Annotated in this window: 12 protein-coding genes; 8 read left to right on the top strand and 4 right to left on the bottom strand. The window is 57.2% G+C overall.

Annotation, left to right across the window (positions count from 1 at the left end; all coding sequences use genetic code 11):
• The first annotated feature begins 63 nt into the window (after positions 1–63).
• Positions 64–840, top strand: a complete 777-nt coding sequence (gene sseB / locus WFN75_RS12060; protein WP_212478458.1) for an enhanced serine sensitivity protein SseB — start codon at positions 64–66, stop codon at positions 838–840.
• A gap of 18 nt (positions 841–858) precedes the next feature.
• On the opposite strand, the gene WFN75_RS12055 is transcribed toward sseB, so the two are convergent.
• The 4 genes from WFN75_RS12055 to WFN75_RS12040 all read right to left on the bottom strand — a co-directional run bounded on the left by WFN75_RS12055 (position 859) and on the right by WFN75_RS12040 (position 5492).
• Positions 859–1629 (bottom strand): MurR/RpiR family transcriptional regulator, encoded by a 771-nt coding sequence (locus WFN75_RS12055; protein ID WP_040074508.1) that lies wholly within the window; start codon positions 1627–1629, stop codon positions 859–861.
• Positions 1629–2477, bottom strand: a complete 849-nt coding sequence (sseA, locus tag WFN75_RS12050) for a 3-mercaptopyruvate sulfurtransferase (protein WP_286933964.1) — start codon at positions 2475–2477, stop codon at positions 1629–1631. The genes WFN75_RS12055 and sseA overlap by 1 nt, the downstream gene beginning before the upstream one ends.
• A 93-nt stretch (positions 2478–2570) precedes the next feature.
• On the bottom strand, positions 2571–3935 hold the full coding sequence (locus WFN75_RS12045) for a 6-phospho-alpha-glucosidase (RefSeq protein WP_336996201.1): 1365 nt from the start codon (positions 3933–3935) through the stop codon (positions 2571–2573).
• Between the two features lie 12 nt (positions 3936–3947).
• Positions 3948–5492, bottom strand: a complete 1545-nt coding sequence (locus WFN75_RS12040; RefSeq protein WP_040074512.1) for a PTS transporter subunit EIIC — start codon at positions 5490–5492, stop codon at positions 3948–3950.
• Between the two features lie 286 nt (positions 5493–5778).
• On the opposite strand from WFN75_RS12040, the gene WFN75_RS12035 reads away from it, so the two are divergent.
• The 7 genes from WFN75_RS12035 (at position 5779) to hisS (ending at position 18792) form a co-directional block, all read left to right on the top strand.
• The gene (locus WFN75_RS12035) at positions 5779–10737 is read left to right on the top strand and encodes an alpha-2-macroglobulin family protein (protein WP_336996200.1); all 4959 of its coding nucleotides are present in this window, start codon (positions 5779–5781) and stop codon (positions 10735–10737) included.
• Between the two features lies 1 nt (position 10738).
• Complete coding sequence (gene pbpC, locus WFN75_RS12030) at positions 10739–13063, top strand: peptidoglycan glycosyltransferase PbpC (protein WP_336996199.1); 2325 nt, start codon at positions 10739–10741, stop codon at positions 13061–13063.
• 161 nt (positions 13064–13224) lie between these two features.
• Entirely contained in the window at positions 13225–13656 is a 432-nt protein-coding gene (ndk, locus tag WFN75_RS12025; RefSeq protein ID WP_003860625.1) for a nucleoside-diphosphate kinase, read from the top strand.
• 169 nt (positions 13657–13825) lie between these two features.
• Entirely contained in the window at positions 13826–14992 is a 1167-nt protein-coding gene (locus WFN75_RS12020; RefSeq protein ID WP_040074516.1) for a bifunctional tRNA (adenosine(37)-C2)-methyltransferase TrmG/ribosomal RNA large subunit methyltransferase RlmN, read from the top strand.
• A gap of 292 nt (positions 14993–15284) precedes the next feature.
• A complete protein-coding gene (gene rodZ / locus WFN75_RS12015; RefSeq protein WP_207292204.1) occupies positions 15285–16280 on the top strand; it encodes a cytoskeleton protein RodZ in 996 nt (331 codons plus the stop codon).
• Positions 16281–16306: 26 nt separating this feature from the next.
• Positions 16307–17425: a flavodoxin-dependent (E)-4-hydroxy-3-methylbut-2-enyl-diphosphate synthase gene (ispG, locus tag WFN75_RS12010; protein ID WP_040074518.1), complete on the top strand. Its 1119-nt coding sequence runs from the start codon at positions 16307–16309 to the stop codon at positions 17423–17425.
• A 92-nt stretch (positions 17426–17517) separates the two neighbouring features.
• A complete protein-coding gene (gene hisS, locus WFN75_RS12005) occupies positions 17518–18792 on the top strand; it encodes a histidine--tRNA ligase (RefSeq protein WP_040074520.1) in 1275 nt (424 codons plus the stop codon).
• Positions 18793–18804 lie beyond the last annotated feature (12 nt).

Raw genomic sequence — 18804 nt, 5'->3', positions numbered from 1 at the left:
TGCTCCCTCTCCCTTGAGGGAGAGGGCCGGGGTGAGGGGGCGAATGCACCATCTGGAATAATTATGTCCGAAACCAAAAACGAATTAGAAACTCTGCTGGAGCAGGCGGCGACCGAGCCCGCCCACCGTCCGGCATTTTTCCGCACGCTGCTGGAGTCTACCGTCTGGGTGCCCGGTACCGCTGCGGAAGGTGAGCAAGTTGTTGAAGACAGCGCGCTGGATCTGCTGCACTGGGAGAAAGACGACGGCACGTCGGTGATCCCGTTCTTTACTTCTCTTGAAGCCCTACAGACAGCGGTGGAAGACGAACAGGCGTTTGTGGTTATGCCCGTACGTACCCTTTTTGAGATGACCCTGGGCCAGACGTTGTTCCTTAACGCCAAATTGCCGACCGGGAAAGAGTTTACCCCACGCGAAATTAGTCATCTGATGGGTGAAGAAGGCAACCCGCTCAGCACGCAGGAGGTGCTGGAAGGGGGCGAAACGCTGCTGCTCTCAGAAGTGGCCGAGCCGCCGGCGCAGATGATTGACTCTTTAACCACGCTGTTTAAAACCATGAAGCCCGTCAGACGCGCGTTTCTCTGCTCCATCAAAGAGCGAGCCGACGAGCAGCCAGTGCTGTTGATTGGCATTGAGGCAGACGGCGATATCGATGAGATTATCCAGGCGGCGGGCAGTGTAGCGACCGACACGCTGCCAGGCGATGAACCTATTGATATCTGTCAGGTGTTGAAAGGCGAGAAGGGCATTAGCCACTTTATTACTGAGCACATCACACCCTTTTATGAGCGTCGCTGGGGCGGGTTCCTTCGCGATCTCAAAACGACCCGTATCATTTGATGAAGACGGGGTGGTTTTTCACCCCGTTGCTTCCAGCAGCAGTAAATCCATCAGCAACACCAGATTCGACTCAAACGAGGTGACACCGGCGGCCTCGGCGGCAAAGTGCACCGCTTCGTCATACAGGGCAAAATGCAGATCGGCCATGCCCGCCAGCGTATTTGCCGAGGCGCGCGTAAAGGCCACCACGACCATCCCTACGTTCTGCGCAATCCGCGCTTTATCCAGCACCTGTTCCGTTTCGCCGCTGCGCGAGACGGCGATAAAGACCTGATAGCGGGCGGCATTACTGAGGAAGATATTCCGGCTGTCGCCCGGCCCCGAGATAAACGCCGTTTTTCCCAATACCTGCAGTTTTTTGGTCAGGTACTCGGCAAACAGATAAGAAAACCCGGCACCGTACAGAAAAAAGCTCTCTTTCTCGCTAAGCAGTGCGCGGAAGCGCTGACGCTTCTCCACCGTCGCCCATTGCAATGTCTGCTGATAGTTGGCAATAAACCGATGGAAGAGTTCGGGCACGTCGCTGGAGGCACTGGCCTCAATGGCAATATGCGGGGTATCAGACAGCAGTTGCTTACAGTGCCAGATAAATTCGCTAAACCCGCTGAACCCCAGCTTCTGGCAAAGCCGCATGATTGTGGCGGTCGAAACGAATGTCGCCTGCGCGAGCTCGCGTACCGTAATGTTGCCGACCAGCAGCGGATGCTCCGTCAGATGGGAAAGTACGCGGTATTCCGCGCGGGTCAGTGACTCCCCGCGCGTGAGAAGCGTCGCCAGACGATTATCCATTAGTGAGCCGGTTCAATCGGCAGATCGTCCCGTGCACCCCATTCGCTCCAGGCGCCGTCGTAGAGCGTGACGTCGGTTTTACCGAGGGTAGCAAGGGCAAGAATCACCACGCAGGCGGTGACGCCAGAGCCGCAGCTGGCAACAATGGGTTTGCTCAGATCCACACCCTGACGCTCAAAGATAGCCTGCAGTTCGTCGGTGGTTTTCAGCTCCCCTTCAAACACTAAATCGCCCCAGGGCACGTTTAGCGCGCCGGGAATATGGCCACGCTTCAGGCCAGCCCGCGGCTCGTCCGCTTCGGCATTGAAGCGTGGGGCAGGGCGCGCATCGACGATTTGCGCCGTTTTTTCATGGCTGACGACCAGCACGTCGGTCAGACGTTTTACGACATGCGGGTCAAAGGTTGCGTCAAACTCCCCTTCCGGCAGCGTCACGTCGCCCTGCTGCAGCGGCAGTTCATCCCGCTGCCAGCCCGCAAGCCCGCCCGCGAGAATAGAGACTTTTTCGACGCCGTAATTTTTCAGCATCCACCAGGCACGCGGCGCGGAGAAGAGATTACCCTCGTCGTAGATCACCAGATGCTTGTCGCGACTGATGCCCAGCTCGCGCATTGCGACGGAAAATGCCTCCGGGCGGATAAGCATATGTGGCAGTGATGAGGTGTGATCGGATAAGGCTTCAATATCGAAAAATACCGCCCCTGGCAGATGCCCGGCGCGGTATTCAGCGGTCATATCGCGGAGATGCTCCTGCCCTGCAGGGGCCATTCGCGCGTCGAGGATCTGGATTTCCGGGTCGTCGCTGTGCTCAATCAGCCAGTCGGCGGCGACAAAATATGAGGTGGACATGGGTTGCCTCCGTTCTTTTCCGTAAAAGAGGATTGTCGGTGTTTTTTCTGACACCGACAAGCAAACCACGTTCAACTCGCGAGCACGCCCGTATTATTTCACTGCTTCGCCATCCCGCCAGGCTTTTTGCAGCGCTGGCCAGTACTCACGGTTCGCTTCAATCATCTCATCCAGAATCGCTTTCGCGTGCTCCATGGTGGGCACGGTGCGGTTCAGGGTAAATGCCTGCAGCGCTTTTTCGTAGCTGCCTTCGATGGTCGCTTCCACCAGTAGCTGCTCCGAAGCGAGCTGCTGCTGCAACAGCGTCTGATGGAACAGGGGAACCTGCCCCACGCGGATCGGCTCTGGCCCTTCAGAGGTGATATAAGCGGGCACTTCCACCACGGCATCGTACGGCAAGTTGGTAATCGCTCCCTGGTTTTCCACCATTACCAGATGGCGCTGACGCAGGTTAAACGCCAGCGAGCGGGCCACATCAACGATAAACTCACCGTGCACCCCCACGTGAAACGCGTCGGGCAAAACCCCGGTACGTTGATACTCTTCGGCGGCGGCAAACAGTTTTTTCTCACGACCGTTCATCACTTCGTTAGCGCGCGTGTACTCCGGATTTTGATGCTCGACGATCTGGTTCGGCATCAGGTAATACTGCAAATACGGGTTTGGCAAATACTCGGGGAAGTTATCCATAATTGGCTTAATGTTGCGCCAGGTCTTCACCCATGACGGATCTGAGTGCTGCGGATCAGTTTTGGCGGCATCTTCCGTTAGCAGGCCAAACTTAGCGATATGGCGACGCAACTCTGGCAGTCTGTCTTCGCCGTCTACCAGCACGCGGGTAAACCAGCCGAAATGGTTCAGACCAAAGTAGTCCACCTCCAGCTTATGACGATCAACGCCCAGAATCGCCCCCATATTGCGCATAGCCGCTACTGGCATATCGCAGATATTCAGCACCCGCGCGTTAGGACGAAGACGACGCACCCCTTCGGCGACGATCGCCGCCGGGTTAGAGTAGTTGACGATCCAGGCTTTCTCGTGGGCGTGGCGCTCTACCAAATCGATCAGCTCAACCATCGGCAGGATCGTACGCAAGCCATAGGCCAGCCCGCCTGGTCCACAGGTCTCCTGGCCAACCACGCCGTGGCGCAGCGGGATCTTCTCATCCTGCTCGCGCATCTTATATTGCCCGACGCGCATCTGGGCGAAGATGAAGTGGGCGCCGCTAAAGGCGACTTCCGGGTCGGTGGTGACCGTAAATTTGATGCTCTGGCTATGGTCACGAATCACCTTCTCGACCACCGGCGCAATGGTGTTCTGGCGTGCTTCATCGATGTCGTAGAGGCGAATCTCCGCCAGCGGGAAATCCTGCAGGCGCACCATCAGGCTTTTCACAATACCCGGCGTATAGGTACTGCCACCGCCGGCGATAGAGAGAATGAATGGGGGTTTAAACATCTTTAGCTCCTTTCAGAGAAACGTCTCAACGGCTTCTCGCATTTTTTTGACATGCAGCCCGTAGACCACCTGAACGTTGTTACCTTGTTTGATAATGCCTTTCGCACCCGTCGCTTTCAGTCGCGGCTCGTCGATGATCGCCACATCTTTTACCGTGACGCGCAGGCGGGTGTAGCAGTTATCCACCACTTCAATGTTTTCGCGCCCGCCCAGGCCAATCACAATGGATTCACCCAGACCGTCGTTATTGCCTTTCGCCTGATACTCCTGCTTGCTATAGAGACGGGTCTCTTGCTCGTCATCTTCCCGACCCGGCGTCTTCATGTTGAAGTGAACAATCAGGAAGCGGAAAATCACAAAGTAGAGAGCAAACATGATGAGCCCGACCAAAATGTACATCGGCCAGTTGGACTTCTCGGTGCCGAGCGGCAGGTTATAAAGAATGAAATCGATAATGCCGTTCGCACCGATGGCGTGAACGCCAAACAGGGAGAAGAGCATCATGCCAATCCCGGTCAGTACCGCATGCACCACGAACAGCAGCGGGGCGACAAACAGGAAGGAGAACTCGATAGGTTCGGTCACGCCCACCAGCAGGGAGGTGAGGGCTGCCGGGATCAGAATCGCTTTTGCCGCAGCTTTACGCTCAGGCTTCGCGGTCATGTACATCGCCAGCGCCGCCGCAGGCAGGCCAAACATTTTGCTGATACCGCGCGCATCCCAGACCACCGTACTGCTCAGTTGCTTCACGTCCGGACAGGCCATTTCGGCAAAGTAAATGTTGCGCGCGCCCTGGTAAGTGGTGCCGCATACCTCCTGGGTTCCGCCCAGTTCGGTATAGAGGAATGGGGTATAGACCAGATGGTGAAGACCGGTCGGCACCAGGATACGTTCAAGGAAGCCATACACCGCCACCCCAAACGGGCCTGCCCCTTTAATGGCCAGCGCCATTGCGCTAATACCATGCTGGGCGAACGGCCAGAGCTCACTCATCACCACGCCCAGCAGCATTGAGACGGGCAGCATCACGATAGCGACGAAGCAGTGACCGGAGTAGATGGCCATCGCCCCGTTAAACTGTACCCCGGAATATTTGTTGTAGAGGTAGCCCGACAGCGCGCCGGTCAGGATCCCGGCGAAAACGCCCATCTCCAGGACTTGTACCCCGAGTACCATCGCCTGCCCGGCAGCTTTCATCTGATCGGCAGGGGCAAGCGCGCCTTGTAACTGCAGGGTCACGTTCATGGCGTTGATAAAGACCACAAAGGTCACCAGACCGATCAGGGCCGCGTAACCTTTATCGCGTGTCGCCAGGCCGATAGGGATCCCCACAGCGAATACCAGCGCCAGGTTTACTAACACCGAAACGGCAGACTTGGCGATTAACTGCCCAAGGCTCTGCACCAACGGATGCCCAAGAAACGGCAGGTAATCGGCAAGCGCGCCATTACCCAGCACGTTACCAAAGGCGATAAACAGACCAACGATCGGCAGGATAAGTACCGGTCCGTACAATGATTTTCCGAAATTTTGTAGGGCGTTCACGGCTCGTTTCATGGCTATCTCTCTTATTGAACCGCGCACTCGGGGTGCGTCTTAGGCATAAAACTAGCAGGCGCTAACGGAGCTTAACCAGCTATCTTATTGTTTTAAAAACAAATGACCTAAAAGGTAACATGTAACCATGCAGGTTGTGATCGGTATAACAGGGTGGATGCTGTTCCCTATACCATTTTGCGAGATGCTTTCCAGCCCCCTCAAAATGGGCTTTTGTATTAATGAAACTTGCGGATAATACTTAACCCGACGACGACCAACAGGCCTCTCAGGCCAGGGATGCAGGATGAAACCGTTTCGCCTCGCCGCGCTGTCCATAGCGCTGCTGACAGCCTTTACGCTTGCCGGCTGTGATGACAACACCGAGAAACCCCATGCAGAAGCGCCGGCAACCGCTGCCGCAACGCCTGCTGAACCGAAGGCCGCGACTAAACCCGACGATGCCACGCTGCAAAAACTGGCGGAACAGAGTCAGGGCAAGCCGCTGACGTTGCTGGATGCGTCGGAAATTCAGCTCGACGGCGCATCGACGCTGGTGCTCACCTTCTCGGTGCCGCTCGATCCTTCCCAGGATTTCGCAAAAACCCTCCACGTCGTGGACAAGAAAAGCGGCAAGGTAGATGGCGCATGGGAACTGGCGCCAAATCTGAAGGAGGTCCGTTTACGTCATCTGGAGCCCAACCGCAATCTGGTGGTGACCGTTGAGCGTGGCCTGCTGGCACTGAATAAAGCCACCTTCGATAGCGACTACGAAAAAGCGATAACCACGCGCGATATCGAGCCTACCGTCGGCTTTGCCAGCCGCGGCTCGCTGCTGCCGGGCAAGGTGGTAGAGGGGCTGCCGGTCATGGCGCTGAACGTCAGCAACGTTGACGTCAATTTCTATCGGGTGAAACCGGAGTCGCTGGCGGCATTTGTCAGCCAGTGGGAATACCGTAACTCCCTGACCAACTGGGAATCCGACAATTTGCTTAAAATGGCGGAGCTGGTCTATACCGGCCGCTTCGACCTCAACCCGGCGCGTAACACCCGTGAAAAACTGCTGTTACCGCTGCGTGATATCGCGCCGCTGCAGCAGGCCGGTGTTTACCTGGCGGTAATGAACCAGGCGGGGCATTACAATTACAGCAATGCCGCCACGCTCTTTACCCTCAGCGATATTGGCCTGTCGGTTCACCGCTACCACAACCGGCTGGATATCTTTACCCAGAGCATTGAAAACGGTGGCGCGCAGGCCGGCGTTGATGTCGTGCTGCTCAACGACAAAGGCCAGACGCTGGCTCAGGCCGCCAGCGACGGCGATGGTCACGCTGTGCTGCAAACGGATAAAGAAGCGGCGCTTATTCTGGCGCGTAAAGAGGGGCAAACCACGCTTCTCGACCTCAATCTGCCCGCACTCGACCTCGCCGAATTCGCTATTGCCGGTGCGCCAGGTTTTAGCAAACAGTTCTTTATGTTTGGCCCGCGTGACCTCTACCGGCCGGGAGAAACGGTAATTCTTAATGGCTTACTGCGCGACAGTGATGGCAAACCCTTGCCTGACCAGCCGGTAAAACTGGAAGTATTACGCCCGGATGGACAGGTGGCGCGAACCGTCGTGAGCCAGCCGGAAAATGGCCTCTATCGCTTTAACTATGCGCTGGATAGCGGCGCCCAGACCGGGATGTGGCATATCCGCGCCAGCACCGGCGATAATCAAAAGCAGATGTGGGATTTCCACGTCGAAGACTTTATGCCGGAGCGGATGGCGCTGAATATCAGCGGGCAAAAAGCGCCTGTTAAACCGCAGGACAATGTCAGCTTCGACGTGAACGGGTATTACCTGTATGGCGCGCCCGCAAACGGCAATAGTCTACAGGGGCAGCTGTTCCTGCGCCCGCTGCGTGAGGCGGTCGCGGCACTGCCGGGATTCCAGTTTGGCGATATCGCTGAAGAGAACCTGAGCCGCAGTCTGGATGAAGTTCAACTCACGTTAAATGACGAGGGGCGCGGGCAGGTCAGCGCGGAGAGCCAGTGGAAAGAGACGCACTCACCGCTGCAGCTCATTTTGCAGGCCAGCCTGCTGGAGTCCGGTGGCCGCCCGGTGACACGTCGCGCTGAACAGGCTATCTGGCCGGCGGACACGCTGGCGGGGATTCGCCCGCAGTTCGCCAGCAAAGCGGTCTATGACTACCGCACCGACACCACCGTGACGCAGCCCATCGTGGACGAAAATAGCCAGGCCGGTTTCGATATTGTTTACACCGATGCCAGCGGCGCCAAAAAAGCAGTTTCAGGTCTGCAGGTTCGCCTTATCCGCGAGCGTCGTGACTACTTCTGGAACTGGTCAGAGAGCGAAGGCTGGCAGTCCCAGTATGATCAAAAAGATCTGATCGAAGCGGAGCAGGCGCTGGATCTTAAGGCCGATGAGACCGGTAAAGTGAGCTTCCCGGTGGAGTGGGGATCATATCGTCTGGAAGTAAAAGCGCCGAACGACACCGTCAGCAGCGTCCGTTTCTGGGCCGGTTATAGCTGGCAAGATAACAGTGAAGGCAGCGGCGCGGCGCGCCCGGATCGCGTTACGTTGAAGATAGACAAACCGGCTTACCAGCCTGGCGATACCATCAAGCTGCATATTGCCGCCCCGGCTGCCGGGAAAGGCTATGCGATGATCGAATCCAGCGAAGGGCCGCTATGGTGGAAAGAGATCGATGTTCCGGCCGACGGGCTGGAGCTCTCTATTCCTGTCGATAAAGCCTGGAAACGCCACGACCTCTACCTCAGTACGCTGGTGGTACGTCCCGGCGATAAGTCTAAATCTGCCACGCCAAAACGCGCCGTCGGCCTGCTGCACTTGCCGATGGGGGATGAAAACCGTCGTCTGAATCTTTCGCTGGAAAACCCGCCCAAAATGCGTCCTGACCAGACGGTGACGGTGAAGGTGAAAGCCAGCGTTAAAGAGGGGGCGGTGCCGCAGAAAGTGAATGTCCTGCTCTCGGCGGTGGACAGCGGCGTGCTAAACATTACCGACTATGTCACGCCGAATCCCTGGCAGGCCTTCTTTGGGCAGAAGCGTTACGGCGCCGATATTTACGATATCTACGGCCAGGTCATAGAGGGGCAGGGGCGTCTGGCCTCCCTGCGCTTCGGCGGCGACGGCGATGAGCTCAAACGTGGCGGCAAACCGCCTGTTAATCACGTGACCATCATCGCCCAGCAGGCGCAGCCGGTTGAGCTGGATGCTAACGGCGAAGGCACCATTACGATGCCGATCGGCGATTTTAACGGTGAGCTTCGTCTGATGGCACAAGCCTGGACCGACGACGACTTTGGCAGCGGCGAAAGTAAGGTCGTGGTCGCGGCACCGGTCATCGCTGAGCTCAACACTCCACGCTTCCTCGCCAGCGGCGATATTTCGCGGCTGACGCTGGATCTCACTAACCTGACCGATCGGCCGCAGACGCTGAACGTGGCGTTAACGGTTCACGGCAAACTGGCGCTGGAAGGGGGGCAACCGCAGCCCGTAAAACTGGCGCCCGGTGCACGTAGCACCCTATTCATCCCGGTGCGTGCGCTGGAGGGATATGGCGACGGAGAGGTAGTGGCCCAGGTCAATGGCCTGTCGCTTCCCGGCGAAACCTTCGCGCCGTTGAGTAAAAACTGGAAAATCGGCGTGCGTCCGGCCTTCCCGGCACAGACGGTTAACTCGGGTACGATGCTCAACCCGGGGGAGAGCTGGATTGCGCCAGGGCAACACCTTGCCGGTTTCTCGCCTGCAACGTTGCAGGGGCAACTGATGCTGAGCGGTAAACCGCCGCTCAACCTCGCGCGTTATATCCGTGAACTGCAGGCCTATCCTTATGGCTGCCTGGAGCAGACTACCAGTGGACTCTTCCCGTCGCTCTACACCAACGCCGCGCAGCTGGCTGCGCTGGGTATCAAAGGTGACACCGATGAAAAACGGCGTGGTGCCATTGATGTAGGCATCTCGCGTCTGTTACAGATGCAGCGGGATGACGGCGGTTTTGCGCTCTGGGATAAAAACGGCCCGGAAGAGTACTGGCTGACGGCCTACGTGACTGACTTCCTGGTACGTGCGGGCGAGCAGGGCTATAGCGTGCCGGCAGAGGCGCTAAACAGTGCTAACAACCGTCTGCTGCGTTACCTGCAGGACCCGGGCATGATCTCTATCCGCTACAGCAACGATACCCAGGCCAGTAAGTTCGCGGTGCAGGCTTATGCCGCGCTGGTGCTGGCACGTCAGCAAAAAGCCCCACTGGGTGCGCTGCGTGAAATATGGGAAAAACATGCGCAGGCAAAATCGGGTCTGCCGCTGATGCAGTTAGGCGTCGCGTTGAAGATGATGGGAGATGCGCCACGAAGCCAGCAGGCGCTGGAAGCTGCGCTGCAAACCCCGCGTACAGATTCGCAAAACTGGATCGCGGATTACGGCAGTCAACTGCGTGATAACGCCATGATGCTCGCGCTGTTGCAGGAAAATTCTCTGTTACCGCAGGCACAAAACACCCTGCTGAATGCCCTGGTACAGCAGGCATTCAGCCAGCGCTGGCTATCAACCCAGGAGAGTAATGCCCTGTTCCTCGCCGGACGTGCGCAACAAACGCTCTCTGGTGCGTGGCAGGCCACCACCAGCCTGGCAGAAGAGCCGGCGCACGGTGACAAACCGCAGGTAACCAATGTCGATGGCGATCGGCTGGCTGGGCTGCAGGTGAGTAACAGTGGCACCAGTCCGCTGTGGGTACGTCTCGACAGTAGCGGCTATCCACAGCGTGCGCCGCAGCCTTCCTCGAAGGTGCTGAAAATCGAGCGCCACATTCTGGCCACCGATGGCAGCAGCAAAGATCTCTCTACCCTGAAGAGCGGTGAGCTGGTACTGGTCTGGCTCGAGGTGCAGGCCAGCCAGAACGTACCGGATGCGCTGGTGGTTGATCTGCTCCCTGCCGGACTTGAGCTGGAAAATCAGAATCTGGCCAGCAGCAGCGCCAGCCTGCAGGAGAGCGGTAGCGAAGTGCAAAATCTGCTAAACCAGATGCAGCAGGCGGATATCCAGCACATGGAGTTTCGCGATGACCGTTTTGTGGCCGCAGTACCGGTGAATGAAGGTCAGCCCGTCACGCTGGTCTACCTGGCGCGTGCCGTGACGCCGGGGACCTATCAGGTGCCGGTCCCCATGGTTGAATCGATGTACGTTCCCCAGTGGCGGGCAACGGGTGCGGCAAGTGGCCCGCTGACTGTAGCCCCATAACGTGCCGGTTCTTTCACCTTTGCGCTCCCGCTGGCTGTGGCTGGCGGGGGCGATTCTGCTGATATGGGGGCTGGTTGTTGCCGCCGATCGCCTGTGGCCGCTACCGTTAAAAGAGGTTAATCCCGCGCGGGTTGTTGTGGACGAACAGGGCACGCCGCTCTGGCGCTTTGCCGACAGTGAAGGGATCTGGCGCTATCCGGTCACAATAGAAGAGGTCTCTCCCCGCTATCTTGAAGCGCTGATCCAGTACGAAGATCGCTGGTTCTGGGATCATCCGGGCGTAAACCCCTTTTCCGTTCTGCGTGCCGCCTGGCAAGATCTCACCTCTGGCAGAGTGGTTTCCGGAGGGAGCACCCTGACCATGCAGGTCGCGCGCCTTCTCGATCCACATCCCCGCACCTTTGGCGGCAAAATTCGTCAACTCTGGCGCGCCCTGCAGCTGGAGTGGCACCTGTCAAAGCGCGATATCCTGACGCTCTACCTCAATCGCGCCCCCTTTGGCGGCACATTGCAGGGGGTAGGGGCTGCAAGCTGGGCCTACCTGGGCAAATCACCGGCACAGCTCAGCTACTCCGAGGCGGCGTTGCTGGCAGTATTGCCGCAGGCGCCGAGCCGTCTGCGTCCTGACCGCTGGCCCGGGCGCGCCGAAGCGGCGCGCAACAAAGTGCTGGCGCGGATGGAAACCCAGGGGGTGTGGAGCGCGAAGCAGGTGCGGGAATCCCGTGAAGAGACGGTGTGGCTGGCGCCGCGTCAGATGCCGCAGCTGGCGCCGCTGTTCTCGCGAATGATGCTGGGCAAAAGCCGCGACGATAAAATTGTCACCACGCTGGATGCCGCCTTGCAGCGCCAGCTTGAAGAGCTGGCAATGAACTGGAAAGGGCGCCTGCCGCCGCGTAGCTCGCTGGCAATGATCGTTGTCGATCACGCCACGATGAAAGTGCGCGGCTGGGTGGGATCGGTAGACATTAACGATGACAGTCGCTTTAGCCATGTGGATATGGTGAGCGCAATCCGATCCCCGGGATCGGTCCTGAAGCCCTTCGTTTATGGCCTGGCGATGGAAGACGGACTGCTCCATCCGGCCTCGCTGCTACAGGACGTTCCTCGCCGCACCGGCGATTATCGGCCTGGCAATTTTGACAGCGGATTCCATGGCCCAATCAGTATGAGCGAGGCGCTGCTACGCTCGCTGAATCTCCCTGCGGTACAGGTGCTGGAAGCCTACGGACCGAAAAAATTTGCCGGGAAGCTGCGTAACGTCGGCTTACCGCTCATCTTGCCCGCCGGAGCCCAGCCCAATCTGGCGCTGATTCTGGGCGGGGCGGGGGCACGCCTGCAGGATATTGTCGCCGCCTACAGTACTTTTGCCCGGCATGGAAATGCCGCGCGACTGCGTCTGTTACCCGGCGATCCGCTGGTTGAACGCCCGTTAATGACGCCGGGGGCGGCGTGGATCATTCGTCGAATACTGGCTAACCAGGCCCAGCCTTTGCCAGATAGCGCGTTGCCTCAGGTGGTGCCGCTGGCGGTTAAGACCGGCACCAGCTATGGCTATCGCGATGCCTGGGCTATCGGTGTTAATGCCCGCTATGTCATCGGCATCTGGACCGGTCGGCCGGACGGTACGCCGGTGGCGGGGCAGTTTGGCTATGCCAGCGCGGTACCGCTGCTTAACCAGGTGAACAATTTGCTGCTGTCGCACTCGGTGGTGGATGAAGCGCGACTACCACGCGACCCGCGTCCTGCGTCTGTGGGGCGCGGGGTCATCTGCTGGCCTGGAGGCCAGGCATTGCCCGATGGGGATGATAACTGCCGTCGACGTCTGGCAACCTGGCTGCTCGATGGCAGCCAGCCGCCTACGCTTTTACTGCCCGAGCAGGAGGGGATGCGAGGGATCCGCTTCCCGCTGTGGCTGGATAGCGCCGGTAAACGGGTCGCGGCAGATTGCCCGCAGGCGAGGCAGAAAACAGTCGACGTCTGGCCGCTGGCGCTGGAGCCGTGGCTGCCGGGAACAGAGCGGCGGGCGGAGCGTATTCCGCCGTCATCGACGCAGTGCCCGCCGTTGAGTCAGGACGATCCGGTGCCGTTAATTCTTTCCGGTATTCAGGAGGGGGCGGTTGTTAAGCGTCTTCCGGGCGAGCCGCGCGTGTCGCTGCCGCTACAGGTTAGCGGCAGTACGGGGCAGCGCTGGTGGTTTTTAAACGGTGAACCGCTCAATGCGCAAGGGCGGACCTATACCTTAAAACTGGAACAGGCCGGGGAGTATCAACTTCTGGTGATGGATGAAGCCGGGCAGGTGGCCACTGTGCACTTTACGCTGCAGTAGGTAAACGGAGAAAAGGGGTCTCTGAACGTTTCTGTTGTTGAAACTCGTCTTATTTTAAAAAAATGTTACATCCATCCATAGGCAATGGCGCTATTGCTCATTATAATCCGCGCCAGGTCTAACGCTGTATGCAAACCACATAACAAATCACAGAGGTAATCATGGCTATTGAACGTACTTTTTCCATCATCAAACCAAACGCGGTGGCAAAAAACGTTATTGGCAGCATCTTTGCTCGCTTTGAATCTGCAGGGTTCAAAATCGTTGGCACCAAAATGCTGCATCTGACCGTAGAGCAGGCTCGCGGTTTCTACGCTGAGCATGAAGGTCGCCCATTCTTCGACGGCCTGGTAGAGTTCATGACCTCTGGCCCAATCGTTGTCTCTGTACTGGAAGGCGAAAACGCGGTTCAGCGTCACCGCGATCTGCTGGGTGCAACCAACCCGGACAACGCCCTGGCGGGTACGCTGCGCGCTGACTACGCAGACAGCTTCACCGAGAACGGCACCCACGGTTCCGACTCTGTTGAATCAGCAGCCCGTGAAATCGCTTTCTTCTTCGCTGAAGGCGAAGTGTGTCCACGTACCCGTTAATTTAACGGTTTCGTTTACACATTATTTTCGTAAATGCCACGTGCAAACGTGGCATCCCTGCGCCAGACTTTGTACAATGCAACGCCCCGGATGAGCACACTGCTTTCCGGGGCGTTTCTTTTCAACCCTCCACGGGCCATAACGTGTAACAACGAGGCCGGAAAAAATTATGTCTGAATTAGTGAACACCTCCGAAATCGCCACGCCTGCGGTTCCAAATAAAAATGGAAAAATTAACCTGCTGGATCTGAACCGTCAGCAGATGCGCGAGTTCTTTAAAGAGATGGGCGAGAAGCCATTTCGTGCCGATCAGGTCATGAAGTGGATGTACCACTATTGCAGCGACAACTTTGATGACATGACTGACATCAATAAAGTGCTGCGTAACAAGCTTAAAGAAGTGGCTGAGATTCGCGCGCCGGAAGTCGTAGAAGAGCAACGCTCTTCTGACGGCACCATTAAGTGGGCCATCGCCGTGGGCGATCAGCGTGTTGAAACGGTCTACATTCCGGAAGACGATCGTGCAACGCTGTGCGTCTCTTCACAGGTTGGCTGCGCGCTGGAGTGTAAATTCTGCTCTACGGCTCAGCAAGGCTTTAACCGCAACCTGCGCGTGTCCGAAATTATTGGCCAGGTCTGGCGTGCGGCGAAAATCGTCGGTGCGGCAAAAGTGACCGGTACCCGTCCGATTACGAACGTTGTGATGATGGGCATGGGCGAACCGCTGCTCAACCTGACGAACGTTGTGCCGGCCATGGAGATCATGCTCGACGACTTCGGCTTTGGTCTGTCTAAACGTCGCGTTACCCTCTCTACCTCAGGCGTTGTGCCTGCGCTGGACAAACTGGGTGACATGATCGACGTGGCGCTGGCTATCTCCCTGCACGCACCTAACGACGAAATTCGTGACGAAATTGTACCGATCAACAAAAAGTACAATATCGAAGCTTTCCTTGCCGGTGTACGCCGCTATCTGGAGAAGTCCAACGCTAACCAGGGCCGCGTGACCATTGAGTACGTGATGCTGGATCATGTGAACGACGGTACCGAGCATGCGCATGAGTTAGCCGAGCTGCTGAAAGATACGCCATGCAAGATCAACCTGATCCCATGGAACCCGTTCCCTGGCGCGCCGTATGGCCGTAGCTCTAACAGCCGCATCGACCGTTTCTCCAAAGTTCTGATGGAGTACGGTTTCACCACTATCGTGCGTAAAACCCGCGGTGATGATATCGATGCCGCCTGTGGTCAGCTGGCGGGTGACGTCATTGACCGTACCAAACGCACGCTGCGTAAACGCATGCAGGGCGAGTCGATTGCGGTCAAAGCCGTCTAATCCTTATGCCGTCACCGCGCAGGTTTTGCGCGGTGACGGCGTCTCACGCGCATAATCATTCCGTGTGCGAGTGAAGGGGAAATAATTACGGTGCGTTTCTGATGACTTTAGGGCAGTATGTAACGACGCAACAACAGTTTAGCCTCGCGGGCAGGCCTCTTCTGTCAACAAAAACCTGACAGTCCAGGACTGTCTTACTAAGGTTAACTGACCAGAAGTTTCGCGGTGCGGGTAGCATTGTGACTCACCGGCACCTGGATCCTTAATTTTCACGTACCAGTAGTTGTAGCGAATGAATACTGAAGCCACTCACGACCAAAATGCAGCACTTTCCACCGGCGTTCGTCTCCGCAACGCCCGTGAACAACTCGGACTTAGCCAGCAAGCCGTTGCAGAGCGCCTATGTCTGAAGGTTTCCACGGTTCGCGATATTGAAGAAGACAAGGCTCCGGCCGATCTCGCTTCAACGTTTCTGCGTGGTTATATCCGCTCTTATGCAAAACTGGTGCATATCCCCGAAGAAGAACTTCTGCCTATGATGGAAAAGCAGGCACCGGTCAGAGCGGCTAAGGTCGCGCCGATGCAGACTTTTTCTTTAGGTAAACGCCGCAAAAAACGCGACGGCTGGTTGATGAGCTTTACCTGGCTGGTGCTGTTTGTAGTGATCGGTCTGACGGGCGCATGGTGGTGGCAGAACCACAAAGCGCAGCAGGAAGAGATCACCACCATGGCCGATCAATCTTCTATCGAGCTTAACAACTCCGGAAACAGCGGCGCGCAGAACGTTCCTCTGAACACCGACAGCAGCACGCCTTCAGCCGATCCGCAGACAGCTGCAACCGCTGCGCCTGCGGCGACGCCGGCACAGACGCCAGCCGCCGATCAGCCTGCTCAGGCACCGGTGGATAATGCCGTGGTTTCTCCGTCTCAGGCGAACGTCGATTCTGGCGCTCCGGCCACCACGACGACGGATACCGCCCAGACTCTGCCGTCCGATCCGGCAGGGGTGGCAACCCCCGCGGCTGACCCTAATGCACTGGTCATGAACTTCACCGCCGATTGCTGGCTGGAAGTGACCGATGCCACAGGCAAAAAACTCTTCAGCGGCCTGCAGCGTAAAGATGGCAGTTTAAATCTGGCAGGCCAGACACCGTACAAACTTAAAATCGGTGCACCATCAGCCGTACAGATTCAGTTCCAGGGTAAACCTGTCGATCTGAGCCGTTTTATCAGAACTAACCAGGTTGCGCGTCTGACCCTCGATGCCGAACAATCAGCAGCACAGTAACAGACAGGCGACGCGGGAGATTTTTCATGCATAACCAGGCCCCTATTCAGCGTAGAAAGTCCAAACGCATTTACGTTGGGAATGTGCCAATCGGCGATGGGGCACCTATCGCCGTTCAGTCCATGACGAACACACGCACCACGGATGTGGAAGCGACGGTTAATCAGATTAAAGCGTTAGAACGCGTAGGCGCCGATATTGTTCGCGTCTCCGTGCCAACCATGGATGCCGCCGAGGCGTTCAAACTTATCAAACAGCAGGTCAGCGTTCCGCTGGTTGCAGACATCCATTTTGACTACCGTATCGCCCTGAAAGTGGCGGAATACGGCGTGGACTGCCTGCGTATCAACCCGGGTAACATCGGTAGTGAAGAGCGTATTCGCACCGTCGTTGACTGCGCACGCGATAAAAACATTCCTATTCGTATCGGTGTGAACGCCGGTTCGCTGGAAAAAGATCTGCAGGAAAAGTATGGCGAGCCAACGCCGCAGGCTTTGCTCGAATCCGCTATGCGCCATGTGGATCACCTCGATCGTCTGAACTTCGATCAGTTTAAAGTCAGCGTGAAAGCGTCTGACGTCTTCCTTGCCGTAGAGTCCTATCGCCTGCTGGCAAAACAGATCGATCAGCCGCTGCACCTGGGGATCACCGAAGCCGGTGGACTGCGCAGCGGATCGGTGAAATCAGCCATTGGCCTGGGCCTGCTGCTCTCCGAAGGGATCGGCGACACGCTGCGCGTTTCACTGGCGGCGGATCCGGTCGAAGAGATCAAAGTCGGTTTCGATATCCTTAAATCGCTGCGCATCCGCTCGCGCGGGATCAACTTCATCGCCTGCCCAACCTGTTCACGTCAGGAGTTTGACGTTATCGGTACGGTTAATGCCCTGGAGCAGCGTCTGGAAGATATCATCACGCCAATGGATGTCTCTATCATTGGCTGCGTGGTCAATGGCCCAGGCGAAGCGCTGGTCTCTACCCTGGGCGTAACCGGCGGTAACAAGAAAAGCGGTCTCTATGAAGATGGCGTTCGCAAAGATCGTCTGGATAATAACGACATGATTGATCAGCTGGAAGCCCGCATTCGTGCCAAGGCAACCATGCTAGATGAGACGCAACGCATCAGCGTGCAACACGTCGAAAAATAACGAGATGGGAAGCGGTGCGCTTCCTGTGTATGATTGAACCCTTGGGTTAATGAATCTTTGGGTTCATTTTTGTATATAGAAAGAGAATAAACGTGGCAAAAAACATTCAAGCCATTCGCGGCATGAACGATTATCTGCCTGGCGAGACCGCCATCTGGCAGCGCATTGAAGGCACACTGAAACAGGTGCTCGGCAGCTACGGTTACAGCGAAATCCGTTTGCCGATTGTAGAGCAGACCCCGTTATTCAAGCGCGCAATCGGCGAAGTAACCGACGTGGTTGAAAAAGAGATGTATACCTTTGAAGACCGCAATGGCGATAGCCTGACGCTGCGTCCTGAAGGTACGGCGGGTTGTGTACGCGCCGGCATCGAACATGGTCTCCTGTACAATCAGGAGCAGCGCCTGTGGTATATCGGCCCGATGTTCCGCCACGAACGTCCACAAAAAGGCCGCTATCGTCAGTTTAACCAGCTGGGTGTTGAAGTCTTTGGCCTGCAGGGGCCGGATATTGACGCCGAACTGATTATGTTGACCGCCCGCTGGTGGCGTGCGCTCGGTATTGCTGAGCACGTTTCCCTGGAGCTGAACTCTATCGGCTCTCTGGAAGCGCGAGCCAACTACCGTGACGCGCTGGTCGCGTTCCTTGAACAGCATAAAGAGAAGCTGGACGACGATTGCAAACGCCGGATGTACAGCAACCCGCTGCGCGTACTGGACTCCAAAAACGCCGAGGTACAGGCGCTATTGAACGACGCGCCTGCGCTGGGTGATTATCTGGACGACGAGTCGCGTGAGCACTTCACCGGTCTGTGCAAATTACTGGAAGCGGCGGGCATTGCCTACACCGTGAACCAGCGCCTGGTGCGTGGTCTGGACTACTATAACCGTACCGTATTTGAGTGGGTAACCACCAGCCTGGGCTCGCAGGGTACAGTCTGCGCAGGCGGTCGTTACGATGGCCTGGTTGAGCAACTGGGTGGGCGTGCTGCGCCTGCAGTGGGCTTCGCCATGGGTCTTGAGCGACTTGTTTTGCTGGTTCAGGCAGTTAATCCGGAATTTAAAGCAGAATCCGTTGTCGATATATACCTGGTCGCCTCGGGTGCGGATACGCAACCTGCGGCAATGCAGCTGGCCGAACGCATTCGTGATGAATTGCCGGGCGTTAAGCTGATGACCAACCATGGTGGCGGCAACTTTAAAAAACAGTTTGCGCGTGCCGATAAGTGGGGCGCACAGGTGGCACTGGTACTGGGTGAGTCTGAAGTCGCTGCGGGTAACGTCGTGGTGAAAGACTTGCGCTCTGGTGAACAGATTACGGTAACGCAGGACGGCGTTGCGGCGCACTTGCGCTCTTTGACTTTCTAAGGAGAAGGACGG

Origin of the sequence: Leclercia sp. UBA7405 (assembly GCF_037152215.1) — a bacterium.
Classification (GTDB): Bacteria; Pseudomonadota; Gammaproteobacteria; order Enterobacterales; family Enterobacteriaceae; genus Enterobacter; species Enterobacter pneumoniae.
The sequence above is the reverse complement of the archived record's forward strand: the minus strand, read 5'-3'. Positions and strand labels throughout refer to the sequence as shown.